The 26,074-nt window shown below is 68.0% G+C and carries 24 protein-coding genes; 11 read left to right on the top strand and 13 right to left on the bottom strand.

Going from position 1 to position 26,074, the window contains the following annotated elements; genetic code table 11:
* Positions 1-12 precede the first annotated feature (12 nt).
* Both ABNK63_RS16575 and ABNK63_RS16570 read left to right on the top strand, forming a co-directional pair.
* A complete protein-coding gene (locus tag ABNK63_RS16575; protein ID WP_007810547.1) occupies positions 13-1,296 on the top strand; it encodes an acetyl-CoA C-acetyltransferase in 1,284 nt (427 codons plus the stop codon).
* 52 nt (positions 1,297-1,348) lie between these two features.
* Positions 1,349-1,903, top strand: coding sequence for an energy transducer TonB (locus ABNK63_RS16570; RefSeq protein ID WP_007810545.1), 555 nt, complete (start codon positions 1,349-1,351; stop codon positions 1,901-1,903).
* Positions 1,904-1,995: 92 nt separating this feature from the next.
* Here the strand turns inward: ABNK63_RS16570 and ABNK63_RS16565 are convergent, their stop codons facing one another.
* The 4 genes from ABNK63_RS16565 to ABNK63_RS16550 all read right to left on the bottom strand — a co-directional run bounded on the left by ABNK63_RS16565 (position 1,996) and on the right by ABNK63_RS16550 (position 6,311).
* Entirely contained in the window at positions 1,996-3,870 is a 1,875-nt protein-coding gene (locus ABNK63_RS16565) for a phospholipase D family protein (RefSeq protein WP_350016247.1), read from the bottom strand.
* A 107-nt stretch (positions 3,871-3,977) separates the two neighbouring features.
* The gene (locus tag ABNK63_RS16560) at positions 3,978-4,451 is read right to left on the bottom strand and encodes a histidine phosphatase family protein (protein WP_007810542.1); all 474 of its coding nucleotides are present in this window, start codon (positions 4,449-4,451) and stop codon (positions 3,978-3,980) included.
* 55 nt (positions 4,452-4,506) lie between these two features.
* The gene (locus ABNK63_RS16555) at positions 4,507-5,139 is read right to left on the bottom strand and encodes a ParA family protein (protein WP_350016246.1); all 633 of its coding nucleotides are present in this window, start codon (positions 5,137-5,139) and stop codon (positions 4,507-4,509) included.
* Between the two features lie 131 nt (positions 5,140-5,270).
* Positions 5,271-6,311: a hypothetical protein gene (locus ABNK63_RS16550; protein WP_007810538.1), complete on the bottom strand. Its 1,041-nt coding sequence runs from the start codon at positions 6,309-6,311 to the stop codon at positions 5,271-5,273.
* A 159-nt stretch (positions 6,312-6,470) separates the two neighbouring features.
* On the opposite strand from ABNK63_RS16550, the gene ABNK63_RS16545 reads away from it, so the two are divergent.
* Entirely contained in the window at positions 6,471-6,665 is a 195-nt protein-coding gene (locus ABNK63_RS16545; RefSeq protein ID WP_007810536.1) for a hypothetical protein, read from the top strand.
* Between the two features lie 102 nt (positions 6,666-6,767).
* On the opposite strand, the gene speE is transcribed toward ABNK63_RS16545, so the two are convergent.
* Positions 6,768-7,637 (bottom strand): polyamine aminopropyltransferase, encoded by an 870-nt coding sequence (gene speE / locus ABNK63_RS16540; RefSeq protein WP_007810534.1) that lies wholly within the window; start codon positions 7,635-7,637, stop codon positions 6,768-6,770.
* 286 nt (positions 7,638-7,923) lie between these two features.
* On the opposite strand from speE, the gene speA reads away from it, so the two are divergent.
* Both speA and ABNK63_RS16530 read left to right on the top strand, forming a co-directional pair.
* Positions 7,924-9,813 (top strand): arginine decarboxylase, encoded by a 1,890-nt coding sequence (gene speA / locus ABNK63_RS16535; protein WP_007810532.1) that lies wholly within the window; start codon positions 7,924-7,926, stop codon positions 9,811-9,813.
* Between the two features lie 103 nt (positions 9,814-9,916).
* Positions 9,917-10,717 carry a 3-hydroxybutyrate dehydrogenase gene (locus tag ABNK63_RS16530; protein ID WP_007810530.1) on the top strand — a complete coding sequence of 267 codons (801 nt, stop codon included), beginning with the start codon at positions 9,917-9,919 and terminating at the stop codon, positions 10,715-10,717.
* Between the two features lie 94 nt (positions 10,718-10,811).
* Here ABNK63_RS16530 and ABNK63_RS16525 read toward each other — a convergent pair whose 3' ends face one another.
* From ABNK63_RS16525 to radC, 4 genes are all read right to left on the bottom strand, one after another.
* Positions 10,812-11,567 carry an SDR family NAD(P)-dependent oxidoreductase gene (locus ABNK63_RS16525; protein ID WP_350016245.1) on the bottom strand — a complete coding sequence of 252 codons (756 nt, stop codon included), beginning with the start codon at positions 11,565-11,567 and terminating at the stop codon, positions 10,812-10,814.
* Between the two features lie 22 nt (positions 11,568-11,589).
* Positions 11,590-12,288 (bottom strand): SPOR domain-containing protein, encoded by a 699-nt coding sequence (locus ABNK63_RS16520; RefSeq protein WP_007810527.1) that lies wholly within the window; start codon positions 12,286-12,288, stop codon positions 11,590-11,592.
* Positions 12,288-13,976 (bottom strand): arginine--tRNA ligase, encoded by a 1,689-nt coding sequence (gene argS / locus ABNK63_RS16515; RefSeq protein WP_350016244.1) that lies wholly within the window; start codon positions 13,974-13,976, stop codon positions 12,288-12,290. Before argS ends, ABNK63_RS16520 begins: the two co-directional genes overlap by 1 nt.
* Before the next feature lie 507 nt (positions 13,977-14,483).
* A complete protein-coding gene (radC, locus tag ABNK63_RS16510) occupies positions 14,484-15,155 on the bottom strand; it encodes a DNA repair protein RadC (RefSeq protein ID WP_350016243.1) in 672 nt (223 codons plus the stop codon).
* Between the two features lie 98 nt (positions 15,156-15,253).
* On the opposite strand from radC, the gene coaBC reads away from it, so the two are divergent.
* From coaBC to ABNK63_RS16495, 3 genes are read left to right on the top strand one after another with little or no spacing between them, the layout of a single operon-like run.
* Positions 15,254-16,459 (top strand): bifunctional phosphopantothenoylcysteine decarboxylase/phosphopantothenate--cysteine ligase CoaBC, encoded by a 1,206-nt coding sequence (coaBC, locus tag ABNK63_RS16505; protein WP_350016242.1) that lies wholly within the window; start codon positions 15,254-15,256, stop codon positions 16,457-16,459.
* Positions 16,456-16,914 carry a dUTP diphosphatase gene (gene dut, locus ABNK63_RS16500; protein ID WP_056715797.1) on the top strand — a complete coding sequence of 153 codons (459 nt, stop codon included), beginning with the start codon at positions 16,456-16,458 and terminating at the stop codon, positions 16,912-16,914. The genes coaBC and dut overlap by 4 nt, the downstream gene beginning before the upstream one ends.
* 60 nt (positions 16,915-16,974) lie before the next feature.
* On the top strand, positions 16,975-19,320 hold the full coding sequence (locus tag ABNK63_RS16495) for a phosphomannomutase/phosphoglucomutase (protein WP_350016241.1): 2,346 nt from the start codon (positions 16,975-16,977) through the stop codon (positions 19,318-19,320).
* Positions 19,321-19,375: 55 nt separating this feature from the next.
* Here the strand turns inward: ABNK63_RS16495 and ABNK63_RS16490 are convergent, their stop codons facing one another.
* Both ABNK63_RS16490 and pyrE read right to left on the bottom strand, forming a co-directional pair.
* Positions 19,376-20,020 carry a DUF4124 domain-containing protein gene (locus ABNK63_RS16490; protein ID WP_040673643.1) on the bottom strand — a complete coding sequence of 215 codons (645 nt, stop codon included), beginning with the start codon at positions 20,018-20,020 and terminating at the stop codon, positions 19,376-19,378.
* Between the two features lie 126 nt (positions 20,021-20,146).
* On the bottom strand, positions 20,147-20,794 hold the full coding sequence (gene pyrE / locus ABNK63_RS16485) for an orotate phosphoribosyltransferase (protein WP_007810513.1): 648 nt from the start codon (positions 20,792-20,794) through the stop codon (positions 20,147-20,149).
* A gap of 152 nt (positions 20,795-20,946) precedes the next feature.
* Here pyrE and ABNK63_RS16480 point away from each other — a divergent pair, with 152 nt between their 5' ends.
* The 3 genes from ABNK63_RS16480 (at position 20,947) to ABNK63_RS16470 (ending at position 23,483) form a co-directional block, all read left to right on the top strand.
* A complete protein-coding gene (locus ABNK63_RS16480) occupies positions 20,947-21,717 on the top strand; it encodes an exodeoxyribonuclease III (RefSeq protein ID WP_350016240.1) in 771 nt (256 codons plus the stop codon).
* A gap of 67 nt (positions 21,718-21,784) precedes the next feature.
* The gene (locus ABNK63_RS16475; RefSeq protein ID WP_350017233.1) at positions 21,785-23,023 is read left to right on the top strand and encodes an MFS transporter; all 1,239 of its coding nucleotides are present in this window, start codon (positions 21,785-21,787) and stop codon (positions 23,021-23,023) included.
* Positions 23,024-23,180: 157 nt separating this feature from the next.
* A complete protein-coding gene (locus ABNK63_RS16470) occupies positions 23,181-23,483 on the top strand; it encodes a hypothetical protein (RefSeq protein WP_007810509.1) in 303 nt (100 codons plus the stop codon).
* Here the strand turns inward: ABNK63_RS16470 and ABNK63_RS16465 are convergent.
* Positions 23,453-24,586 carry an anhydro-N-acetylmuramic acid kinase gene (locus ABNK63_RS16465; RefSeq protein WP_350016239.1) on the bottom strand — a complete coding sequence of 378 codons (1,134 nt, stop codon included), beginning with the start codon at positions 24,584-24,586 and terminating at the stop codon, positions 23,453-23,455. The two genes, ABNK63_RS16470 and ABNK63_RS16465, sit on opposite strands and share 31 nt — an antisense overlap.
* Before the next feature lie 12 nt (positions 24,587-24,598).
* Positions 24,599-26,044, bottom strand: coding sequence for a peptidoglycan DD-metalloendopeptidase family protein (locus ABNK63_RS16460; protein ID WP_350016238.1), 1,446 nt, complete (start codon positions 26,042-26,044; stop codon positions 24,599-24,601).
* Between the last annotated feature and the right edge of the window lie 30 nt (positions 26,045-26,074).

Raw genomic sequence — 26,074 nt, 5'->3', positions numbered from 1 at the left:
ACTGTTTTGAGCATGGAAAACACGCAGAGGCGCGTCGGCATCATCGGCGGGGTACGCATTCCGTTCTGCCGCAACAACACCGCCTATGCCGATGTCGGCAACTTCGGCATGTCGGTGAAGGTGCTGGGCGCACTGGTCGAACGCTTCGGCCTGCATGGCGTGGAACTGGGCGAAGTGGCGATGGGCGCGGTGATCAAGCACGCCTCGGACTGGAACCTGGCGCGCGAGTCGCTGCTCAGCTCCGGGCTGGCGCCGACCACACCGGGCATCACCACGGCCCGCGCCTGCGGTACTTCGCTGGACAACACCATCATCATCGCCAACAAGATCGCCGCCGGGCAGATCGAGGCCGGCATCGCCGGCGGCTCGGACACCACCTCGGACGTGCCGATCGTCTACGGCACCCGCCTGCGCAAGCGCCTGCTGGCGATGAACCGCGCCAAGACGCCGATGGACAAGCTGAAGGCCGCCCTGCGCGGGTTCTCCTTCAGTGAACTGAAGCCGTCGTTTCCCGGCGTGGCCGAGCCGCGCACCGGCAAGTCGATGGGTGACCACTGCGAGCAGATGGCGAAGGAATGGCATGTGGGCCGCGAGGCGCAGGACCAGCTGGCGCTGGACAGCCACCACAAGCTGGCGGCCGCCTATGCCGAAGGTTTCTTCGATGACCTGCTGGTGCCGTTCCGTGGCCTCAAGCGCGACGGCTTCCTGCGGCCCGATTCGAGCATGGAAAAGCTAGCCTCGCTGAAGCCGGCGTTCGACAAGCGTTCCGGCCATGGCACGCTGACCGCCGGCAACTCCACCGGCTTGTCCGACGGTGCCGCCGCGGTGCTGCTGGGCAGCGACGCCTGGGCGGCGCAGCGCGGGCTGACCGTGCAGGCGTACCTGCGCGACGCGGAAGTGGCCGCGGTGGATTTCGTCCACGGCGAGGGCCTGCTGATGGCGCCGACCATCGCCGTGCCGCGAATGCTGGCCCGCAACGGACTGAGCCTGCAGGACTTCGATTTCTACGAGATCCACGAAGCGTTCGCGGCGCAGGTGCTGTGCACGTTGCGCGCGTGGGAGTCGGCGGATTACTGCAAGCAGCGCCTGGGCCTGGATGCGCCGCTGGGTTCGATCGACCCGGCCCGGCTCAACGTGCACGGCTCCAGCCTGGCGGTGGGCCATCCGTTCGCCGCCACCGGGGCGCGCATCGTGGCCACCCTGGCGAAGATGCTCGAACAGAAGGGCTCGGGCCGCGGCCTGATCTCGATCTGCACCGCCGGCGGCATGGGCGTCACCGCCATCCTCGAACGGTGAGCGGGCCGCGGCTTCAGCCGCGATTCGCCCGGGCGGGTGCATAAAGGCGGCCATGTTTCGCCTGCGCACCACCTCCACTCTCAGCCTGCTGGCCCTGCTCGTCGGCACGGCCGGCACCGGCTGGCTCAGCACGCAGACCGGCGTCTGGCCCGGCCCGCCGGCGCGCTATGCCGCCACGGTCGACACACCCACCGCCGTGCGTGCCCGCCCGGCGCCGCGTCGCCCGCACCTCCGTTCGCGCGTGGTGCCGACGCGCCGCGCCCAGCCGCCGCGGATCGTCGCCGACGAGGTGCAGGCCGCCTTCGTGCCCGCGCCGGCGCCGGCGCTGGTGCCGCTGGCGACGCCCGCCGACACCTCGCAGTCGTGGGAGCAGTTGCGTGGCCACCTCGATGGCCGCGTGCTGCTGCACGTCGACATCGATGGCCAGGGCCGGGTCAGCGCCGCCAGCCTCATCCAGTCCAGCGGCGACCCGGTCCTCGACGAACACGCCTTGCGCAGCGTGCGCGGCTGGCGCTTTGCCGTGCCGGCGGATCACCCGGACGGCCTCAGCGGCGAGCTGCCGATGCGCTACGCCTCGCAGGGCGACCGCATCGCCGGCGTTCCGTAACGACGACTCTTCCTGTTTCGCACGGCGGCACCGCCTGACCGAACCGCATCGCGCGCAGTGCCCTGCCTCTTTCCCGTTCCCCGCTGCTGCCCCTACAGCACGCCCTTGGCCCCCACGCCGAACGCGGTGACCAGCCGGGTGATGATCAGCTTCGGCGACAGCGCCACGTCGGGGAAGTCGCCGACCGGCTGGTAACAGGCGTAGAAGTCCGGATCGGTGGCGCGCATCGGCTGGCAGCCGGGCTTGAGCTCGAAGCTGGTGGCATAGCGGAACGGCCACAGGTCGAACAGCGGCAGGCTTTCCGACACCGTGCCGATGGCCCGGTTGATGTCGGTCAGCACCGGCACCTTCGCCTGTCGCGGGGCGACCACCCAGGCGTTCTCCGGCTGCACGCTGCGCATGATGCTGTGGCGCAGCTGGTCGGCGAACGCATGGTCGTAGACGATCACCCCGGCCTCGGTGTTGTAGTGGTCCGAGCGCGGGTCGAAATTGTGCGAGCCGACCATGGCGAAGGCATCATCGACCACGATCGACTTCGCGTGCAGGCCGTAGCGCCGGCCTTCGCTGTGCAGCGGCGCCGGCCGGTTGTTGCTGCCGCGGCTGCCCAGTAGGTGGAAGTGGGCGCGCGCCGGACCGTCCGGGCTGACGATGTCCGGCGGCAGCGTGGCGGTGTCGGTGTCCAGGTTGGCCAGTTCGTTGTCCACCGCCGCGCTGGGTGCGTGCGGCTTGAACTCGTGGATCTCGAAGCCGAACTTGGTGAGGTAGCGCTTGCGGTGCTTGTACGACATCGCATACACCGCGAACGCATCGGTGGAGGCCAGCGAGTTGGTCGACACGATTACCCGTGGCGGGTCGGGAAGGCGATGCAGCACGCGGAAGATGTGTTGCGCGCGCTTGCTCATCACCAGATACGGCGTCTGCAGCAGGACCTCGCGCTTCGCCCCGCCGACCATGCGCATGATGTGGCGGGTGTACTGCAGCGCGCGCCGCTTGTCGGGCGCGTCGGTCTTGGCCGGCAGGTCGCTGAAGTAGTCGACCCTGCCCACCTGCAGGCTGGGGTCGACCAGCCAGGCCTGCAGCCACGCCGGATCCTCGGCGGCCTGCAGCAGCTGCGCCACCCGCTGCGGGCGCCGGTACTTCGGCGCCGGCCAGGCCGGTGGCGTGGTGTCGCCCAGCAGGCGTGCATTGACATCGCGCAGGTGGGTCAGCGGCGCCGCGCGGGGATGGGCCCAGAACAGCTCGAAGCTGTCCGCCATCACGCGGGCGGCCGGGCCGCCCACCATCACGTCGCGGTCGACGTAGTCGAAGGCATCGTCCCAGTTGAAATAGCGGTCCTGGTAGTTGCGCCCGCCGGTGATGCCGATCAGGCCGTCGACCAGCAACAGCTTGTTGTGCATGCGCTGGTTGAACTGCATGAAGCAGCACAGCACGCCGGCGGCGAACTCCAGTGGCTGGGTGCGCGCCTTGTGGAAGGTGGGGTTGTACAGCCGCACCTCCAGGTTCGGGCTGATCCGGGCCAGCCGGTCGAGCAGGTCGACGTTGCCGAACGAGAACAGCTGGTCGGCCAGGATGCGCACCCGCACGCCGCGCCTGGCCGCGCGCACCAGTTCGTCCAGCATCAGCTGGCCGGCGTCGTCCTGGTCCCAGATGAAGGTCTGCACGTCGACGGACTGCTGCGCCGCCCGCACCAGGTTGATCCGCGCAGCCAGCGCCGGCTCGCTGTCGTCGAGCAGGGTGACCACATGCACCGGCTGCGCCGGCGTGGACGCGGCCACGGCCGCCTCGGCGGCGGCCCGCAGCGGCGACGGCGTGGCGCAATGGTCGGGCCGGTCGCAGCTGCTGCTGCGGTTGGTGGTGGCGGCCACCACCGCGTCGGCGCGGCGGATCTGCGCCCGCGACACGGTGCAGCCCTGCAGCAGCGTCAGCGCCAGCAGCAGTGGTAGCAGGAATCGGCAGGTAACGGACATGGGCAGATGATACGTGCTGTGCCCGGTGCGGCCGTGATCGCACGGCCGCCAGCACGGTACGGGAAGCGTCGATGCCGGCGAAACGCCGGGCGGGGCGGAGCCGCGGGTCAGGGTGACCAGAAGGCGTCCAGTCGCGCGTTGCCCGGCTCCAGCGAGCCGTTCAGATGCAGCACGGCCAGCGCCCCCGGGGGCATGCCGCGGAATTCGTCGGAGCGGCCTTCGACCAGCAGCGCGACCAAGCGCTCGATGCCGGGATTGTGGCCGACCAGCAGCACGGTGCCGGCGTCGTCGTGCTGGTCGAGCAGGGCCAGCAGTTCGCCGGGCGAGGCGTCGTAGATCTCGGCCGCCTGCTGCGGCACCGGTGCGTTGTCGATCGCCGCCAGCGCCAGCCGGGTGGTTTCGTCGGTGCGCAAGGTGGGCGAGCAGAGCACCCGGTCCGGACGCAGCTTGTGCGAGGCCAGCCACAGGCCTGCGGCCTGGGCTTCCTGCTCGCCGCGGCTGCTCAGCGGACGGTGCCGATCCTCGCCGGCGGCTTCTATCGGCACCGCTTCGGCGTGGCGCAACAGGATCAATTCGTGCATGGGAAACTCCGGCAGTGGTTGCGCGAGGCGCGCGGGATGCATCAGGGAGCGTGTTTCAATGCTGGCGCTTGATCCAGCGCAGCAAGGCCTTCCAGTCCTGCTGGTGACTGCGGACCTGTTCGGACTGGTAGTCGAAGATGCCCTTGCCGAGGCCGGCCAGCAGCACATAGGCCTGGCTGTCGCGCAGTTGCGCCGCGATCGGGAAGGGCGACTGCTCGGCGAGCCGGGCCACCGCGTCCTGGCTGGCGTGGGTCCACGGCTTGAGCCGGTTGGCCACCAGCGCCACCGGCAGCTTGCCGCGGTGGATACGGTTGATCGAGCGCAGCTCGTCGAGGAAGTGCAGGGTGGCGTCGAGGTCGAACGAGGACGGCAGCACAGGCACCAGCAGCACGTTGGCCGATTCGAAGTAGGGCTCGAGGTCACGCTCGGTGGAACCGGCCGGGGTGTCGATCAGCAGTTGCTGCGTGTCCGGCGGCACCCGCTGCAGGCCGCGTCGACCGCCTTCGAGCGCCAGCACGCCGGGGACATTGTCCGGGCGGAGTTCGGCCCAGTGGAAGCTGGAATGTTGCCGGTCGCCGTCGACGATGGCCGTGTGCTGCCCCGCCTGTGCCCAGTGCGACGCCAGTTGCGTCACCAGCGTGCTCTTGCCGCAACCACCCTTGCTGCTTGCCACCAGCGTCGTAAGCATCGGATCACCCTTGCCACGTAAGGTGATCCCAGCCTAACGGGCGAGGCGCGAAAGGGGAATGGGGCCCGGGCAGGGAATCGGGGCGGGGGGAATCGGGACGCGGAGAAGCGCGCCGCTCCTTCCCCTGTGCCCTATTCCTGATTCGCCGCAGTTCGCGGCTGCCAGTCGGCGGGCGGGTCGGCGGGGATGTCGTTCTCGCGCAACGCAGCCAGTTGCAGGCTCATCTGGGTGCCGCCCTTGCGGGCCAGTGCCAGCAGGCGTTGCGACAGCGCGGCATCGTCCGGGGCGCGGGCCAGCAGCTGGGTGAAGTTCTGCACCTGCCAGATCAGCGTGCGGCGGGCATCCTTCGCTTCCTGTTGCGCCGCCGGGTCGTCGGAAAGCACCTCGCGCAGGTGCAGGCCCAGTGATCGGGCCAGCGGGCTGGAGCCCCATTCCAGCGTCTTGCCCAGCGCCAGGCAGTCGGACTTGATCGAGGCATCCTTGCCGGCGTTCTCGCAAAGCTTGGCGATCAGCGGCAGGCTCGGCTGCGGCTGGCTGCTGGCCAGTCCGAACACCAGGATGGTCTGCATGCCTACCGCGCCACCCGCATGGGCGGGGTCCAGCGTGTCGGCCGGTGGCGGCAGCACGCCGACCGAGCCGGCCAGCGCCTGCAGGCTGACGCCGCTGTAGTCGTCGTAGAGTTTTGCCGCCGCGGCCCGGGCCAGGTCGTCGCGCGCGTCATCCTGCTTCATGCCCCGGGCGTCGGCGCCCAGCTTGACCAGCCAGACGGCGGCATTGTCGGGTGCCTGAGTCAGCAGCTTGTCCAGCGCGGCGCTGTTCGGGCAGGCATCGGCCTCGGCGTCGCAATCGGCCAGCTGGGCCCAGCTGACGGCGGCGCCGGCGCCTTCGGCCATCGCTGCCCGCTCGATCAGTCGATGGAAGCTGTTGGCGGGCGGCTGATTGAACAGTGGGCGTGCCAGCAGCGCAGCCCCCAGCAGGCGGTTCGGATCGCCACCGGGTGCCAGCACGCTGACCAGGTCGCGCTGAAAGGCCAGCTGCGCCTTGTCACGGGCCTGGGCGCTGGCGCTGGGGCCGTGCGCCCTGGCCTCAGGCTTGGTCTTGGCGGCGAGCGCCGGCGCGGCCAGCAGTGACAGCGAGCAAACCAGGGCGAGGTGACGCAGTCCGTGCAGCATGGGCGTGCTCCGCAGTCAAAGCGTGCAGCATACCGCCCGCAGATTAAGCGCGGCTGATTCGGCGGCCAGCCAAAACGCGCGGTTTTCACGCGGCTTGCTACGATGGGCGTTCCCCGGCGCAGGGCCGCGCCCCCATGAGCATCGTTCGGGAGACGCGTAGTGGATCATCTGTCGACATTCGCCGACGGCGCACCCTGGTTTGTCGGTTGGGGCACGCTGGCCCTGATCAACGCCGCGCTGGCGCAGGGCAAGAACCGCAGCGGCCTGCTGTGGTTTCTGCTGTCGCTGCTGCTGGGGCCGATCGCCACCTTGCTGATCGTGCTGCTGCCGAAGGTGCGCGCGAAGATGTTCTGAGGGCGGGGCTGCTGGCCCGAGGTGGGCCTGGGCACCACCAGAGCGCGCTTGTTCCAAGCCGCGCTTCGGAGATCCGCACGATGTCCATTTGAAGCTTTTGGCTTATTCGCCAAAAGCTTCGCGCATGAATTCCGGCTGGGCCAGTGCGCCCTTGTGGATCTCGGCGTTGTAGTAGCGGGTCGGGAAGTTCTTGCTCAGCGCGCCGCGCTCGCGGAAGCCGGACAGGTCGCCGCCCTTGCGCGCCATCGTGCAGCTCCACCAGCCGGTGGGGTAGCACGGCTGCGGGAACGGCAGGGTCTTCACCGCGCTGAAGCCCGAAGTGCGCATCGCCGAGCGCATCGACTTGATCAGCTCGAGGTGGGCCAGCGGCGATTCGCTCTGCTGCACCAGCAGGCCGCCATGGCGCAACGCCTTGAAGCAGCTGGCGTAGAACGCGGCATTGAACAGGCCTTCGGCCGGACCCACCGGGTCGGTCGAGTCGACGATCACCAGGTCCAGCGAATCGGGCTCGGCATCGGCCATGTACTTGATGCCGTCGATGAACAGCAACTCGGCGCGCGGGTCGTTGTTCGAGTCGCACAGCTCGGGGAAATACTGCTCGGCCAGGCGGGTGACGCGCTCGTCGATCTCCACCTGCACGGCCGACTCGACTTCCTCGTGCTTGAGCACCTCGCGCAGCGTGCCGCAGTCGCCGCCGCCGATGATCACCACGCGCTTGGCCCGCGCATGGGTGAACAGCGCGGGATGGGTCATCATCTCGTGGTAGAAGAAGTTGTCGCGGGTGGTCAGCATCACGCAGCCATCGATCACCATCAGGTTGCCCCAGTCGGTGGTCTTGTGGATCTCGATGGTCTGGAACGGGGTCTTCTCCGCGTGCAGCAGTTGCTCGGTGCGGAAACCGATGGAGGAACCGGAAGCCTGGTGGGCCTCGGTGAACCAGCTGGCTTCATTCGGCGTGGTCTGCTGCGACATGGCGGGTGTTCCTGACGAACCGTGGTGGGATAGCAAGACTGCCCATTGTAGCGACAACCGCCGTGAACGTCCCGCCAGCGGCGGCCGGCTCTTGCGCATATCGTCACACCTGCCCGTTACAATGGCCGCTGGCCTGCCGGCGTCCTGCCGGCGGCCGACCAGTCCGATCGGCCCCGCGGCGTGCGAGGCTTCCGGTCGCTCGGGCTCGTGCTCCTGTCGTTGAGCAAGACGTCAAGGCTCGCCGCTGCGACGACATCATCCTTTTCCATCGAGGAGATCTCTCACCATGGCGAACCCCTGGAACACCGACGCTGCCCGCCACACCTACGCCGTACCCCACTGGGGCGACGGTTATGTCGACGTGGACAGTGCCGGCGACATCGTGATGCGCCCGCGTGGCGTCAACGGCCCGGCGCTGTCACTGCCGCAGATCGTCGGGCGCGCCCGCGCCGAGGGCCTGCGACTGCCGCTGCTGGTGCGCTTTCCCGACATCCTGGCCGACCGCCTGGCGCGGCTGCAGGGCGCGTTCGCCCAGGCGATCGCCGAACACGGCTACGCCGGCGGCTATACCGCGATCTACCCGATCAAGGTCAACCAGCAGCGCGGCGTGGCCGGCGAACTGGTGGCGGCGGGCACGCATGGCTTCGGCCTGGAAGCGGGTTCCAAACCCGAGCTGATGGCGGTGCTGGCGATGGCGCGGCCCGGTTCCATCGTGATCTGCAACGGCTACAAGGATCGCGAGTACATCCGCCTGGCGCTGATCGGCAAGAAGCTCGGCCTGCGCGTGCACATCGTGATCGAGAAGCTGTCCGAGCTGGAGCACGTGTTCAGCGAGGCGAAGGCGCTGGACGTGGAACCGCTGCTCGGCGTGCGCGTGCGCCTCGCCTCGATCGGCGCCGGCAAATGGCAGAACACCGGTGGCGACAAGGGCAAGTTCGGCCTGTCGCCGAACCAGGTGCTGAGCCTGATCGAGCGGCTCGACGCGGCCGGCCTCAAGCACACGCTGAAGCTGCAGCACTTCCACATGGGCTCGCAGATCTCCAACGTGCGCGACATCGCCAACGGCATGCGCGAGGCCACCCGCTACTTCGTCGAGCTGCGCCGGATGGGCGTGCCGCTGGAAATCGTCGACGTCGGCGGCGGCCTTGGCGTGGACTACGAAGGCTCGCGCTCGCGCAGCCACAACTCGATCAACTACTCCATCGAACAATACGCCTCGACCATCGTGCAGTCGCTGGCCGAGGCGGTGGCCACCGAAGGCCTGGCCGCGCCGCACATCCTCACCGAGGCGGGCCGCGCGATGACCGCGCACCACGCCGTGATGGTGGTCAACGTGACCGAGGTCGAGGAGGTGCCGGCTGGCGCGATCCCGCCGCCGTGCGCGGACGAGCCGCCGGTGCTGCGCCGCCTGCGTGAAACGTACGGAGAACTCGATCGGCGGCCGGCGCTGGAGCTGTTCCACGAAGCCCAGCACCACCTCAGCGAGGGGCAGACGCTGTACGCGCTGGGCCAGCTGGCGCTGGCCGACCGCGCCCGGCTGGACGAGATGTTCTATGCCGTCGCCAACGCCGTGCGCACGCGCCTGCTGCCGGCCGAGCGCTCGCATCGCGCGGCGCTGGACGAGCTGGACGAGAAACTGGTCGACAAGTATTTCGTCAACTTCTCGGTGTTCGAGTCGATCCCCGACGTGTGGGCGATCGGCCAGATCTTCCCGATCGCGCCGATCGCGAGGCTCGACGAGCAGCCCACCCGCCGGGGCGTGATCGTCGACCTCACCTGCGATTCGGACGGCCGCATCGACCATTACGTCGATGCCGACGGTGTCGACGTGAGCCTGCCGCTGCACGCGTTGAGGGACGGCGAGAGCTACTGTCTCGGCGTGTTCATGGTCGGCGCCTACCAGGAGACCCTGGGCGACATCCACAACCTGTTCGGCGACACCGACGCGGTCAACGTGCGGGTGGAAGGCGATGGCTACGTGTTCGCGCACAGGCGCAGCGGCGACACCACCGACCTGATGCTCGACTACGTGGGCTACGACCTCGAAGCGCTGCGGCAGAGCTACCGCGAACGCATCGCCAGCGCCGGCGTGAGCGGTGCAGAGGCTGCGCGATTGTATGGCGTGCTCGACGGTGGCCTCACCGCCTATACCTATCTGGCCGAGGACGTCGGCTGAGGCCCTGTCCCAAGGTCCGATGGCGCCGTGTGCAGCGGCGCCTACAATTTGCGGCATGTGCGCGGCCGGCGGCCGCGCCTTCCCAACCCCGAGGAGCAATCGCATGAACAGTCTCGAAGGCAAGGTCGCCCTGATCACCGGCGCGGCCAGCGGCCTCGGCAAGGCGATCGCCGAGCTGTACGCGCAGCATGGCGCCAGCGTGGCGATCGCCGACATCAACCAGCAGGCGGCGGACGCGGTGGCGGCGCAGATCAGCGCCGCCGGCGGCAAGGCGATCGGCATCGCGATGGATGTCAGCAACGAGGAGGCGGTCAACGCCGGCACCGACCGGGTGGTCGCCGAGTTTGGCCGTCTGGACATCCTGATCTCCAACGCCGGCGTGCAGATCATCAACCCGATCGACCAGCTGGCCTTTGCCGACTGGAAGAAGATGCTGGCGATCCACCTGGACGGCGGTTTCCTCACCACCAAGGCCGCGCTGAAGCACATGTACCAGGACGACGGCACCGGTCAAAGCCGCGGCGGCATCGTGATCTACATGGGCTCGGTGCATTCGCACGAGGCCTCGATGCTGAAGGCGCCCTACGTCACCGCCAAGCACGGCCTGCTCGGCCTGGCCCGCACGCTGGCGAAAGAAGGCGCGCCGCACAACGTGCGCTCGCACGTGATCTGCCCCGGTTTCGTGCGCACGCCGCTGGTCGAGCGGCAGATTCCCGAGCAGGCGCAGGAGCTGGGCATCAGCGAGGACGAGGTGATCAGGAACGTGATGTTGAAAAACACCGTCGATGCCACCTTCACCACGCTCGAAGACATCGCCCAGACCGCGCTGTACCTGGCCACCTTCCCGTCCGCCGCCCTGACCGGGCAGTCGATCGTGGTCAGCCACGGCTGGTTCATGCAGTAACGGCCGGGGAACAGACGTTCGTCTGTTGGAGGGCGGAACTCGCAAGAGCGCAGGGCGGGCACCGCTCGCCAGGCCAGACTCGGCGGCGCGGTTTCTACGCGTCGCGCGCGACCTGCAAGCCCGCTGCCGACTGGCTGACCGGCATCACCTCGACGCGGTTGACGTTGAGGTGCGGCGGCATGTTGGCGATCCACCAGATGGTGTCGGCGATGTCGCCGGCGGTGATCGGATGGGCGCCGGCGTAGAGCTGGTCCGAGGCGGCCTGGTCGCCGCCGGTGCGAACCACGGTGAATTCGGTTTCGGCCATGCCCGGCTCGATCGAGCTGACCCGCACGCCGGTGCCGTGCAGGTCGCAGCGCAGGTTCTGCGAGAACTGGGTGACGAAGGCCTTGCTGGCGCCGTACACGTTGCCGCCGCGGTAGGCGTAGCTGCCAGCGATCGAGCTGATGTTGACGATCGCGCCGCGGCGTTCGATCAGCTGCGGCAGCAGCAGGTGGGTCATCGTCACCAGCGCGGTGACGTTGGTGTCGATCATCTGCTTCCACTGCGCCAGGTCCGCCTGCTGCGCCGGGGAAGTACCCAGCGCCAGACCCGCGTTGTTGAGCAGCAGATCGATGGCCGCGAAGGCCGGCGGCAGCGCCGCGTACGCCGCGCGCATCGCGCTCTCGTCGCGCATGTCGAAAGCCGCCGCGTGCACCTTGTCGGCGCCGTGCCGATCCACCAGCTGCTGCAGGCGCTCGGCGCGGCGGCCGCTGGCGATCACCCGCCAGCCGCCGGCCACGAAGCGTTCCACGGCGGCGGCGCCAAAGCCGGAGCTGGCGCCGGTGATCCATGCGGTCTTGCTTGTCATGCGCAGTGTTTCCAGGAAGTGCTCAGCGACCTTCTTTCAGCGCGATCGCGTTGATGCCGGCGCCGGCCAGGCGCTGCTTGGTCGATTCCAGGTCGGTGGCCGAACGGAACGGCCCCAGCCGGACCCGGTGATAGGTCTGCCCGCCGATGCTGACCGACTGCACGTTGGCCACGAAGCCCTGCAAGGCCAGCTTCGCCTTCAGCGTTTCCGCATCGGAGGCGTTCGGGAAGGCGCCCACCTGCAGCAGGTAACCGCTGCCGGCACCGGGCTGCGCCACGGCACTGGCCGGCGCCGCGGTGACGTTCTGGGTGACCGCCTGGGGTGCATTCGCCTGCGCCGCGGCCTGCGCCGCCTGCTGCGCCTGCAGCTGGGCCGCCTGCTTCTGCTGCTGCTCGACACGCGCCTGCGCGCTGATCTCGGCGTCGGGGATGCGTACTTCCTTTTCCGACAGCACCGAGTAGAAGTCGAACTGCGGCTTCTTCGGCGCGGTGTCGCTGGCGCCGGACTCGAGCACGCCCGGCGCGCTGCCGCGCTCGGCGGTCGCCTGCGGATTCGCCTGCGGACCGTCGGCCTTGCGCAGGCTGGTCAGCAGGCTGCCGCGCATCATCACCGCCATCAGGATCACCCCGGCCAGCAGGCCGATGACGGCGTAGCCCCATCCCGGGAAGCCACTGCTGCCATTGCGCACGGCCTGTCGGCCCTTGCCCTTGCGTGCTGCCATTACATCTTCTCCGGGGCGCCGAGGCCCAGCAAATCCAGACCATTCTTCAATACTTGCCGCGTCGCCACCACCAGCGCCAGACGCGCGTTGCGCAGGTCTGCGTCCTCGACCAGGAACTGGTACGAGTTGTAGTAGGTATGAAACGCGTTGGCCAGTTCACGCAACCATGCGGCGACCAGATGCGGCTCCAGGTTCGCCGCAGCGGCCTCGACCACTTCCGGGTACTTCGACAGCTCGGTCAGCAGGATCTGCTCGTGCTCGTTGTCCAGTCGGTCGAGGTGGGCCAGGCCGTCGGCGACGTTCACCGTGAAGCCCTTCTCCGGCGCCTGGCGCAGCACGCTGCAGACGCGGGCGTGCGCGTACTGGATGTAGTACACCGGATTGTCGTTGGACTGCGAGCGGGCCAGGTCGATGTCGAACACCAGCTGCGAGTCGCTCTTGCGCGAGATCAGGAAGTAGCGCGTGGCGTCGCGGCCGACCTCGTCGATCAGGTCGCGCAGGGTGACGTAGCTGCCGGCGCGCTTGGAGATCTTCACCTCCTCGCCACCCTTCATCACCGTCACCATCTGGTACAGCATGTAGTCGGGGTAGCCCTTCGGGATGCCGCAATCGAGCGCCTGCAGGCCGGCCTTCACCCGCGCCAGCGAGCCGTGGTGGTCCGAGCCCAGCACGGTGATGGCCTTGCCGTAGCCACGTTGCCACTTCGACAGGTGGTAGGCCACGTCGGGCAGGAAATAGGTATAAGTGCCGTCGGACTTGCGCATCACGCGGTCCTTGTCGTCACCGAACTCGGTGGTGCGCAACCACAATGCACCGCCTTCCTCGTAGGTATGGCCGTGGGCGACCAGTTCGCGCACGGTCTCCTCGACCTTGCCGTCGCTGTACAGCGACGACTCCAGGAAGTACGTATCGAAGCTTACGGCGAACGCCTGCAGGTCCAGATCCTGCTCGTGACGCAGGCTGGCCACCGCGAAGCGGCGGATCGCGTCGAGGTCGTCCACGTCACCCGCGCCGACCACGGTTTCGCCGTCGGCCACCACCGATTCGCGATCGAGATAGGCGCGCGCCACCTCGGCGATGTAGTCGCCGCGATAGCCATTCTCGGGCCAGTTGCTGTCTTCCGGCGTGATGCCGCGCGCGCGCGCCTGCACCGAGATCGCCAGGTTGGCGATCTGCACGCCCGCATCGTTGTAGTAGAACTCGCGCTTCACGTCCCAGCCGCTGGCATCGAGCAGGCGGCTCAGGCAATCGCCGATCGCGGCATTGCGGCCGTGGCCCACGTGCAGCGGGCCGGTCGGGTTGGCCGAGACGAATTCCACGCCCACGGTCCTGCCGGCACCGCTGGTGTTGCGGCCGTAGGCATCGCCTTCGGCCATGATCCGACGCACTTCGGCGTGGTAGGCGCCGGCAGCCACGAAGAAATTGATGAAGCCCGGGCCGGCGATCTCGACTTTCGCCACCAGCGTGTTGGCCGGCAGTGCGGCCACGAGTTTCTCGGCCAGCTCGCGCGGCTTGGCGCGTGCGGCCCTGGCCAGCAGCATGGCTGCGTTGCAGGCGAAATCGCCGTGTTCGCGACTGCGTGCGCGTTCGATCACGAAGCCCGGCAATTCGAGGTCGGCGGGCAGGATGGCATCGGCTTGCAGGGAGGTGATCGCCTGCAGCACCAGTTCGCGCAGCTGTTCTTTCACGGGTGGGGTCGGTTTCGTGATGGAACCGCCAATCCTAACAGACCGCCACGGCGGCGAAACGCGCCCGTACGGGCGCCGATGGCGGCCCTGGCGGTCGATCCCGTCTTGCTGCGGCGCCGCGAACCGGCTTGTGGATAAGTCTGTGGGGAAAGCCGGGTGGCGCGACCCGCAGTCCGCGCGAAGCGCTGCCCGATTCGGGCTTCGCAAGAATTTATGTATTTATTTCAATAGTTTGACTAAAGAAATTGAGGTGGATTGGTGAGCCTGCCCGGCAAGCGTCGGTATCACCGTTTTGTGCATAAGTTTCGGCCACTTGCCGCTGCCTTCGCGGCAGGGAATCGTCATCGGCCTGTCATGCGGCGATGCGACACTGGCCAGGCCACGAGATGACCTCCCCTCCAGATCCTGGCAAACGGAGACGCCGCTCTCTCCTCTCCAATCGGCCCCACGGCGTGCGCCTTGCCACGCCGTTTTTTTTTGCGGCGAGTGGCCGGCGTGGTGGCCGATTCAGATCAGGCCGCGGGCGGCCATCGATACCGGCTCGCCGCTGCCGATCACAAGGTGATCGAGCACCCGCACGCCGACGAGTTGCAGCGCGCTGCGCAATTCATGGGTGATGGCGCGATCGGCGGCGCTGGGTTCGGCCACGCCGGAAGGATGGTTGTGCGCAAAGATCACGGCGCAGGCGTTGTGCTGGAGGCAGGCGCGCACGACCTCGCGCGGGTGCACGCTGGCACCGTCGACCGTGCCCCGGAACAGCTCCTCGAAGGCGAGTACGCGGTGGCGGTTGTCCAGATAGAGGCAGCCGAACACCTCGTAAGGCAGATGGCGCAGGCGCGCGCGCAGGAAATCGCCGCTGTCGCGCGGATTGCCCAGGCTGGGCTTGTCCTGCAGTTGTTCGGCCAGGCTGCGCCGGGCCAGTTCCAGCGCCGCGGCGATGCGCGAACGCTTGGCAGGGCCCAGTCCGCCGACCCGGATCTGCTGTTCCGGGCGAGCCAGCAACGCGCCCAGGCTGCCCGCGTTGGCAAGCAGCTCGCGGCCCAGCGCCAGCGCATCCTTGCCGCGGCTGCCGCTGCCCAGCAACACCGCCAGCAGCTCGGCATCGGACAGCGCGGAGCTGCCGCGCGCCAGCAGTTTTTCACGGGGACGTTCGCCCTCGGGCCAGTCGCGAATGCTCATGCACAGACGTTGCCGGAGCACGCCTGCAGCAGGCAGCGGTGGGCGGGGATGAATCCGGTAAGCTAGGCCACTGCCCGACTGTCAGGCCCGCCTTACATATGAGTCTTGCCCAACGCCGCATCCTGCTGGGAGTGTCCGGCGGCATCGCCGCCTACAAGTCCTGCGAGCTGGTTCGCCGGCTGCGCGACCTCGACGCCGAAGTGCGCGTGGTGATGACCGAGGGCGCCACGCATTTCATCAGTCCGACCACCTTCCAGGCACTGTCGGGACAGCCGGTGCGGGTGAGTCTGTGGGACGCCCAGGCCGAGGCGGCGATGGGCCACATCGAACTGGCGCGCTGGGCCGAACGCATCCTGGTGGCGCCGGCCAGCGCCGACCTGCTGGCCCGGCTGGCCCATGGCATGGCCGATGACCTGTTGACCACGCTGTGCCTGGCCAGTGCCGCGCCGCTGTACCTGGCGCCGGCGATGAATCAGCAGATGTGGGCGCACCCGGCGGTGCAGGCAAACATGGCGACCTTGCGCCAACACGGTGCCCGCGTGCTGGGGCCGGCGGTGGGTGACCAGGCCTGCGGCGACGTCGGCAGCGGACGCATGCTGGAACCGCACGAGCTGCGCGATGCCCTGCTCGCCTCGTTCGGCGATCGCTGCCTGGCCGGCCTCAAGGTGGTGGTAAGCGCCGGACCGACCTATGAAGACATCGATCCGGTGCGTTTCATCGGCAATCGCAGTTCGGGCCAGATGGGCTTTGCCGTGGCTGCCGCCGCCGTCGCGGCGGGCGCCGAGGTGACCCTGGTGGCCGGGCCGGTCGGCCTGGCCACGCCGGCGGGCCTGCATCGGCGGGTGGATGTGCGCAGTGCGGCGCAGATGCATGCGGCGGTGCTCGAGGCGGCGACCCATGCGGACGTCTATATCGGTGCGGCCGCGGTGGGCGATTACCGTCCGCAGGAAGTGTCGGCGCAGAAGCTCAAGAAGCGCGATGGCGGCGAGCTGGTCCTGCATCTCGATGAGAATCCGGACATCCTGGCCAGCCTTTCGGCGCAAACCGCGCACCCGTTCCTGGTCGGATTTGCCGCGGAGACGCATGATGTGGCCACGTATGCGCAGGGCAAGCTGCGCCACAAGGGGCTGGACATGATTGCGGCGAATCAGGTGGGCGGTGGCCTCGGTTTCGAGGCGGCCGACAATGCGTTGACGCTCTACTGGGCTGACGGCTCGGTCGAGCTGGCGCGGGTGGCGAAGACGGAGCTGGCGCGCCAGCTGATTGCCCGGGTGGCGGAACGTTACCGGGCCACCCGGGCATGAACATCGATGTGGCGATGAAGATCCTCGATCCACGCCTTGGCGACAGCATTCCGCTGCCGCAGGCGGCGACCGCAGGCAGCGCGGGCATGGATCTGCGCGCCGCACTGGAACAGCCGCTGACCCTGGCGCCGGGCGAGAGTGCACTGGTGCCCAGCGGCATCGCGATCCATATCGATGACCCCGGCTGGTGCGCGCTGATCGTGCCGCGCTCGGGACTGGGTCACAAGCATGGCCTAGTGATGGGCAACCTGGTCGGGGTGATCGACGCCGACTACCAGGGGCCGTTGATGATTTCGTGCTGGAATCGCGGGCGCGAGTCCTACACCATCGCCGTGGGCGACCGCATCGCGCAGTTGCTGCTGGTGCCGGTGGCGCAGGCGCGACTGCATGTGGTCACCGAGTTCGCAGCGAGCCAGCGTGGCGAGGGCGGCTTCGGCTCGACCGGTATCCGATAGATCGACGAGCCGGTTCGGAGTGCACCGAACCGGCTTGCAGCTTCAGCCGCGGGGGCGGAAATGGCGTTGAACATCGCAAGAGAGCGCTTGAGCAACCTCAGGGTCGACTGGTCGACCCTGTTGCCGCTCGTCGGCGCCACCGTGCTGCTGCTGGTGGGCCTGTTCTGCGTCTGGCAGACCTGGCTGATCGCCGACGAGGGCGATGCAATCGATCGGGTGCACCAGGCCCAGGACCAGGCGGTCAGGGCGATGTCCGAGGAAATCGTCAACCAGCGCCGCTCGATCGAGAAGGTGCTGGCCGGGGTGGACCCGGCCACCCTGATGAGCGACCCGGCGCAATCCGCTGCCGCGCTGCGCCAGCAGTTGCCCCAGGCCAGGAAGCTCGAGTTGTACAGCGGTGACCTGGCCGAAGTGCTGCGCGCCAACTACCGAGAATTCGGTTATGCCAAGGCCGCCCAGCTGATGGCGGCGCAGAGTGCCGACGGGGTGCCGCCGGCACAGAGTGTTTCCTACGGCAGCGGGGACCGGCGGCTGAGCCTGGTGATTCCGCTGGGCCTGCCGCAACAGACCCAGGCGTGGGCCTGGGTCGAACTGCCGTTCGCCCCGATGAAGCAGCGCTTCGACGCCATCTCGCCGGCCGGTGGCCGGCTGGAGCTGCGCCAGGGTGACGACAGCGGCTACATCCAGCTGTTTTCCAACGGGTCGAACTCGGCCGAGATCGAGGCCGCCGGCAAGCCGGTCGCCGGCAGCGCCTTCAGCGTGGGCGTCGGTCTTCCCCGGGCGTTCATCGTGTTGCCGCGCTCGGTGATCCTGAGCGCGTTGCTGGCCCTGCTAGGGCTTGGTGGCGGCGCCTACCTGAGCTGGTTGCGTCTGCGTCGCCAGCAGGTGCCGGTCGAACCGGAGGAAGACGAACTGCCGCTGGCGCCGCCCGCTCCCGCGACCGCGGAGGCGGCGAGGCAGCCCCGCACCTCGCCGCCAGCCCCGTCGCCGCCGCCAGCGGTCGCCCCGGTGCCCGCGCCGACCAGCGTGGACCCTGCCATCTTCCGTGCGTATGACATCCGGGGCGTGGTCGGCAAGACCCTGAACGCGGACGTGGCGCGCCTGCTCGGCCAGTCGATCGGCACGCTGATGGGCGAGAAGGGCTTGCGCGAGATCGTGGTCGGCCGCGATGGCCGGCTGTCCGGTCCGCAGCTCGCCGCCGCACTGGCCGAGGGCCTGCGTGACGCCGGCATCGACGTGATCGACATCGGCGCGGTGCCCACGCCGGTGGTGTATTACGCGGCCTACCGTTTCAATACCGGCTGCGGCGTAGCCGTCACCGGCAGCCACAACCCGCCGGACTACAACGGCTTCAAGATCGTGATCGGTGGCGAGACCCTGTCCGAAGGTGCGATCCAGGACCTGTACCAGCGCATCGCCAGCGGCGCGCTGACCGGTGGCGGCTCCGGCGGGCTGCGCCAGGTCGACGTGGCGCCGGACTACATCGAGAAGATCGTTTCGGACGTGCTGGCCGAGCGCCGCCTGAAGATCGTCGTCGACTGCGGCAACGGCATCCCGGGGGCGATCGCGCCGCAGGTGCTGGAAGGCGTGGGCTGCGAGGTGGTGCCACTGTACTGCGACGTCGACGGCAGCTTCCCGAACCATCATCCGGATCCGTCCGACCCGGCCAACCTGGAAGACCTGATACTCGCCGTCAGGCAGACCGGCGCCGATCTGGGCGTGGCGTTCGACGGCGACGGCGACCGCCTCGGCGTGGTCACCCAGTCCGGCGAGATCATCTATCCGGATCGCCTGCTGATGCTGTTCGCGCGCGACGTGCTGTCGCGCCAGCCCGGCGCCACCGTCATCTACGACGTGAAGTGCACCAGTCACCTGAAGGGCCAGGTGCTGGACGCCGGCGGCAGTCCGCTGATGTGGCGTACCGGCCATTCGCTGATCAAGGCGAAGATGCGCGAGACCGGGGCGGAGCTGGCTGGCGAGATGAGCGGGCACTTCTTCTTCAAGGAGCGCTGGTACGGCTTCGACGATGGCATCTACGCCGCCGCGCGGCTGCTGGAGATCCTGGCCGGCGACCTGCAGGGGCGCAGCCCGGCCGAGATCTTCGCGACCTTGCCCAAGAGCGTTTCCACGCCGGAACTGAAGATCGAGCTGGCCGAAGGCGAGCACTACCGGTTCATGGACAGGCTGCGTCAGCAGGCGACGTTCGAGGACGCCACCCTGATCACCATCGACGGCGTGCGGGCCGACTGGCCCGACGGCTGGGGTCTGGTGCGTGCGTCGAACACCACGCCCGCGCTGGTGCTGCGCTTCGAGGCGGACAATGCGGCGGCGTTGGCCCGCATCCAGCAGGTGTTCCGCAAGCAGTTGCTGGCAGTGGACTTCAAACTGAAGTTGCCGTTCCCGTAGGCAGGGCGTCGCCGCGACGTCGAGCTGCGGAACACGCGGCCCGCACCGGAGCCTGCTAGTCGTCCGAGCGCTGCTTGTCCTGGACCGCCTTGACCTCGCGGTAGTGCGCCATCAGCTGGGCCTGCTGCTGCACGGATTGAGCCCGCGCCGCCTGCTGGCGTTGCAGGGTGCCGCGCAGCGAGGCCACCACGTTGCGCTGTCTGGCGATGTTGTCGACCAGGGCCTTCGGCACGGCCTCCTTGCCGTTCTCGATATCGGCGGCGCGGCCCAGCAGGTCGGTCAGCGCCTTCTCCTGGCTGCGCAGGTTGATCCGCGTCGTGTTGATCTGCTGGTCGAAGGTGTCCAGCGCCTGCTGCAGCGAGATCTGGTAGGACTCTTCGTCGGGATAGGCGGACAGCATCTGCGCGTCGGCGTCCGCGCGCTCCTGGATGGCGCGATCCTTCGCGGCCTGTTCGGCAGCCAGCTTGTTGGCGGCCGCCCGCTCCTGGGCGTTCAGCTGGCGCGACACGCGTTGCACCACCAGGCCACGATCGTTGACCAGCTCGTAGCCGTACTTCATCGCCTCGGTGGTGAGGCTGTCGCTGAAATGCACCAGGCCCTGACCGTCGTGCCATTTGTAGCGAACGCCGGTGTTCTGCGCGTACGCCGAAGCGCCCGCGCACAGCACGATGGCAGCAATGATGAGCAATGGTCTACGCATGGATTTCCCTCTTGTCGGCCAGTATAGCCGCGCCGGTCACACTGGCTAGCTGCTGCCCGGCGGGATGCAGGGGCAATCGAGGCTACTGTGACCGGTGTCGTCGCAGTCTATGGGCCGGGGCCGAACTCATGGCTGAACCCCGTACTGCTGCCGATAAGCCAGCAGTCGGGCGTGTTCGGCGCTCAGTTGCGGGCGCTCGCCGGCATAGGCCAGCACGTCGTCGAGGCTGGTGATCGCGATGACCGGGATGCCGTGGTCGGCAGCCACCTCCTGGGCGGCCGAGCGCCGGCCCAGGCCGCGTTCCTGCCGGTCCAGCGCGATCAGCACGCCGGCGGGCGTGGCGCCGTGGGCGCGGATCAGCGCCAGCGATTCACGCACCGCGGTGCCGGCGGTCATCACGTCGTCGACGATCAGCACGCGACCCTGGAGCGGCGCGCCGACCAGTACGCCGCCCTCGCCGTGCTCCTTCGCTTCCTTGCGGTTGTAAGCCCAGGGCAGGTCGCGTTGATGCTGCTCGGCCAGCGCGATGGCAGTGGCGGCGGCCAGCGCGATGCCCTTGTAGGCCGGACCGAACAGCATGTCCACCGGCAGCTCGGCGTTCATCAGCGCGGCAGCATAGGCACGGCCGAGCTGGGCCAGCGCGGCACCGGAATCAATACGGCCCATGTTGAAGAAGTACGGGCTCTGGCGTCCGGACTTCAGGGTGAACTCGCCAAAACGCAGCACCTCGCGCTGCAGGGCCAGTTCGATGAAGTCGCGTTGGTAATCGTGCATGGTCGTCTCGCGCGGTTCGGTTTCGATGCAGCGTGTTCCACGGGCCGGGGAACGCTGGGCGGGCGCCATGGTACAGCCGGCGTCCCGGCGATGCCGATGGCGGGTCCGGGAGACAGGCTTGTTATGATGGTCCATCCGCTTCGGGAGCATCCATGCGCATCATCAGCCTCAATGCCAACGGCATCCGCTCGGCCGCCAGCAAGGGCGTCTTCGACTGGCTGCGCACGCAGGACGCGGACGTGGTCTGCCTGCAGGAGACCAAGGCGCAGGAGGACCAGCTGAGCGACCCGATGTTCCGTCCCGACGGCCATCACTGCTTCTACCGCGACGCCAGCAGCAAGAAGGGGTACAGCGGCGTGGCGATCTACGCGAAACGCGAGCCCGACCAGGTACTGACCGAGCTGGGCTGGGACGAGTTCGACAACGAGGGCCGCTACATCGAGGCGCGCTTCGGCAACCTCAGCGTGGTGTCGCTGTATTTTCCGTCAGGCTCCTCCGGCGACGAGCGCCAGCAGTTCAAGTTCAAGGCGATGGAGTGGATCACGCCGATCTTCGACCAGTGGCTGAAGAGCGGCCGCGACTACGTGATCTGCGGCGACTGGAACATCGTGCACACGAAGAACGACATCAAGAACTGGGCATCCAACCAGAAGAACTCCGGCTGCCTGCCGCAGGAGCGCGCATGGCTGGACCTGCTGTTCCAGCAGCGCGGCTGGGTCGACAGTTTCCGCGCGATCAAGCCCGAGGCGGTCGAATACACCTGGTGGTCGAACCGTGGCCAGGCGCGGGCCAACAACGTGGGGTGGCGGATCGACTACCAGGTCTGCACGCCGTCGCTGCGCGAGCGCATGCAGGCGTGCTCGATCTACCGCGGCCAGCGCTTCTCCGACCACGCCCCGTACATCGTCGACTATGCCGACTGAGTCGGGCGCGCCCAAGCCGGCGAAGCCGTCGGTCTGGCGGGCGTTTGCCCAGCCGGCGGCGTGGACGATGTTCCTGCTCGGCTTCTCCTCGGGCCTGCCGTTTCTGCTGGTGGCCGGCACGCTGGCGTACTGGCTGAAGGAAAACGGCATCAAGCTGGCGGACATCACGATGATAGCCAGCGCCGGCATGACCTACGCGTTCAAGTTCGTCTGGGCGCCCTTGCTGGACCATGGCCGCATTCCCGGCTTCGCCCGGCTCGGACAGCGCCGCGGCTGGCTGCTGTTTGCGCAGCTGGGCGTGGTGATCGGGCTGCTCGCCATGGCGCTGCTGACGCCGGCGCAACTGCCCCTGTTCGTGGTCGCCACGCTGGTGGTGGCGTTCTTCGGTGCGACCCAGGACATCGCTGTCGATGCCTACCGGATCGAGATCGCACCGATCGAGGCGCAGGGCGCGCTGGTGGCCACCTACTCGCTGGGCTACCGGATCGGCCTGCTGCTGGCCGGTGCGGTGGCGCTGATCCTGGCCGACCACCTGCCATGGCGGACGGTCTATGCGCTGATGGCGCTGGCGATGGCCGTGCCCGTGGCGACAACCCTGATGGCGCGCGAGCCCGAGGTGCTGCGGGTGCGCGCCGCGCGCTGGCGCGACGCCATGCGCGAAAGCGTGATTGATCCATTCGCCGATTTCTTCCGTCGCTACGGCTGGGTGCTTGCCTTGGTGACGCTGCTGTTCCTGCTGCTGTTCAAGATGCCGGAGCAGGCGACCATCGGCGGCATCATGAGTCCGTTCTATCGCGACATGGGTTTCTCCAAGACCGAGATCGGCACGATCACGAAGATCTACGGCATCTGGATCGGCATTGTCGGCGTGTTCCTCGGTGGTGCCGCAGTAGCCCGCTGGGGCGCCTGGCGGCCGCTGGGCGTCACCATCGTGCTGTGCGGCTGCAGCAACCTGTTGTACCTGCTGTTGATCGCCCACCCCGGCAACCTGCTGGTGCTGACCCTGGTGATTTCCGGCGAGAACCTCACCCTGGGCATGCTGGGGCCACCGACCGTGGCGTTCCTCTCGTCCCTGGTCAACCGGCAGCACACCGCGACCCAGTACGCGCTGCTCAGTTCGCTGGTGAATCTGCCAGGCAAGCTGCTCGGATTTTTCGCCGGCGGCATCGCGACGGCCACCGGATACGGTGGCTACTTCGTGATCACCGTGCTGGCCGTGCTGCCTTCGATGATGTTGTTCGCGTGGCTGTGGCGATACTTTCGCGGCGCCGAGCGCGAACGGCTGGCGAACGAATCGGGCAGCTGAGGACGCAGCCCGCTCCGCGGGCCCTTAATTGACAACGCGCACAAGCGGACTGCGAAGCAGTCCACGGATTCGTGCTTCCGGCGCCCTGCCCGTTGATGGCTATGCAAACATCGGGGTACAGGGGCATGTGTAACATGGAGTGACGCTTGTGCCGGACATGATCTTGCAACACGTCGACAGCCTGCTCACCGAGCGCATCAGGGCGTTGGCCAAACATCGCCGCTGCTCCATCAATGACGTGATGCTGCAGGCATTGCGTAGCGGACTTGGCATTTCGGTGGCTCACCATTTCAGCGAAAGCCAGCGCGACCCCGACGCCTTCGGCAGCCTCGACGGGCACTGGGAAGATGCCGAACAGGGTGTGTTCCAGGAAGCCCTGCGCGCGCTGGCGCATACCCGGCCGACGCAGCTGGCTCCGGAGCGGATTCGTTACGACGAACCGGCCGCCGGCGCGGAATAGATGGCGCCCAGCACACGGGGACCGCGTGCGCCGGTGACCGACGGAAGGTTGCCCGGCAATCCCAGCAGCCGCTGGCGCGCCAGCCAGGCGAAGGCTGTCGCTTCGAGGAAGTCGGGGTCGACGCCGTAACGCGAGGTGCCGAGAAGCGCCCGGGGCGCCAGCAGTTCCGCCAGCCGCCGCATCAGTGCGCCGTTGTGGACGCCGCCGCCGCAGGCCAGGACTTCGCGGGCATCCGGCGCGTGTTGCGTGATCGCTGCGACGACACTGCGCGCGGTCAGTTCCAGCAAGGTGGCCTGCACGTCGGTCGGTTGCACCGCCGCCAGCCGCAAATGGGTTGCGAGCCAGTCCAGGTGGAAGTATTCGCGGCCGGTGCTCTTGGGCGGCATCAGCGCAAAGTAGGGGTCGTCCAGCAACTGCGCGAGCAGGGCTTCGTCGGCTTGCCCGCTGGCCGCATACCTGCCATCCCGATCGAACGACTCGCCGCGCTGGCGCAGGCACCATGCGTCGAGCAGGCCATTGGCCGGGCCGGTGTCGAAGCCGAGCACGCTGCCATCGGCGCCGAGCACGGTGATGTTGGCGATGCCGCCCAGATTCAACACGACTCGCGTGTGCCCCGGTCGGGCCAGCAGCATCGCGTGCACGGCAGGCAGCAGCGGTGCGCCCTGCCCGCCAGCGGCGATGTCGGCGCGACGGAAGTCCGCCACCACATCGATACGGCAGCGCTCGGCGATGACGCTGGGGTCGCCCAGTTGCAGCGTGAATGGATAGTCGCCGCCGGGCCGATGACGCAAGGTCTGGCCGTGGGAGCCGATCGCGCGGACAGCCGACGCCGGCGTGCCGCTGCGCTCGAGCAGTTCCAGCGCCGCTTCGGCGAAGCCGTGGGCGATCTCCACGTCCAGTCGCCCCAGAGTGTCCAGATCCGGCGCGCTCTCGCCTTGCGCCAGGGCTAGCATGCGCTCGCGCAGCGCGCCGGGCCAGGGGTGCGAGTGACTGGCCAGCAATTGCGGCATGCCACGGGGAAAGCTGACCAGCACGCTGTCGATGCTGTCTGCGCTGGTGCCGGAAATCAGCCCGAGATAAGTCGCCGACGCATCGTCATCCACGAGTGGGATTGCTCAGTTGTCGTGGTTGGCAGGCGTGCTGGCGCGAGCCAGCCTGATGCGCGAGTCCAGTTCGGTGAGGCGCGCCAGCTGCGGCTTGACCACTTCAGCCTTGAATCGCGCCATTTGTGTGGCGGGCAACGGCTCGGGCTTCGGCAGGGTGACCGTCTGCGGATTGCGCTGCTGGCCATTGACGCGGAACTCGTAATGCAGGTGCGGGCCGGTGGCCAGCCCCGTCATGCCCACGTAGCCGATCACCTCGCCTTGGCGCACGCGTTCACCGACGTGCTGGCCCTTCACGAAACGCGACATGTGGCCGTACGCGGTACTGATGGTCTTGTCGTGCTGGATCACCACGAAGTTGCCGTAACCGCGTTCCCAGCCGTGATACTTGATGACGCCATCGCCGGCCGCGTGGATCGGCGTGCCGCTCGGGGCGGCGTAATCGACGCCCTTGTGTGCGCGCATGCGACCGAGGATCGGGTGCAGCCGCGCCGCGGTGAATTTCGAGGAGATCCGGGTGAAGTCGACCGGGATGCGCAGGAACGATTTCTGGATCGGCCGGCCGTCCTCGCTGTACCAGCCGTAGCTGCCGTCCGCCTTCTTGAAGCGGTACGCGGTATAGCGCTTGTCCTGGTTGATGAACTCGGCGGCGATGATGTTGCCCTGGCCGTAACGCACGCCATCGCGGTAGATGTCGTCGTAGATCACCGTGAAGCTGTCGCCGACGCGGATGTCCTGCACGAAGTCGATGTCGTACTTGAACAGGTCGGCAAGCTTGCCCACCATGGCCGCGTCCATGCCTGCCTGATCGCCGGCGGCATACAGGCTGCTGCGGATGACGCCATGGGCGACCTGTTCGCGCAGGTCCATGTCACGCTGCTGGATCGCCAGCGTCGGCTGTGCGCCATCGAGTCGAACGATGGCTCGGCTCGCCTGATCCTGGTCGAAACGAAAACCCCTCAGGCTGCCGTCGCTGCCGAGCAGGAAGTCGAACTCCTGCCCCGGGCGGATGCTGTGCAAGGCGGACTTCGCCGAACCGGCAGCGTCCATGACGCGTTGCAGATCCGCCATGCCAAGGCCGCGTGCGTTGAAAATGTCGGAGAGCGTCTGGCCGGGCTGCACCCGCACTACCTGCCAGTCGTCCACGGTCGGGCTGGTGATGCTGGACGGCAACGCCTTGGGCAGCGCAAGCGGAAGCAATGCGTGGACTTCCGGTGTCGGCGCCGGCCGCATCGCACTGGCCCATGCGGGCATGATGAAGCCGGACAGGGCGGTAATCAGCAAGGCGGTACCAGCCAGTACCAAGCGTTCGCGATGCCAGCGGATCGGTTCGATCTCGCCGGAACGATTGAACGACCAATGTGCACAGCGTTCGTAAAAGTTGGAGTGTCGGCGCTGTGCCTTGCGGCAGATCGCCTGCTTGCGGTTTTGCCGCGTCCCCTGCTTTTCTTCTGCCATGCTGTATCGCCCACGTTACAAAGTACAAAC

Source organism: Rhodanobacter sp. IGA1.0 (assembly GCF_040208325.1).
In the GTDB taxonomy this organism is placed as follows: Bacteria; Pseudomonadota; Gammaproteobacteria; order Xanthomonadales; family Rhodanobacteraceae; genus Rhodanobacter; species Rhodanobacter spathiphylli.
Note: the sequence above shows the minus strand (reverse complement) of the source record. Positions and strands in the feature narration are given on the sequence as shown.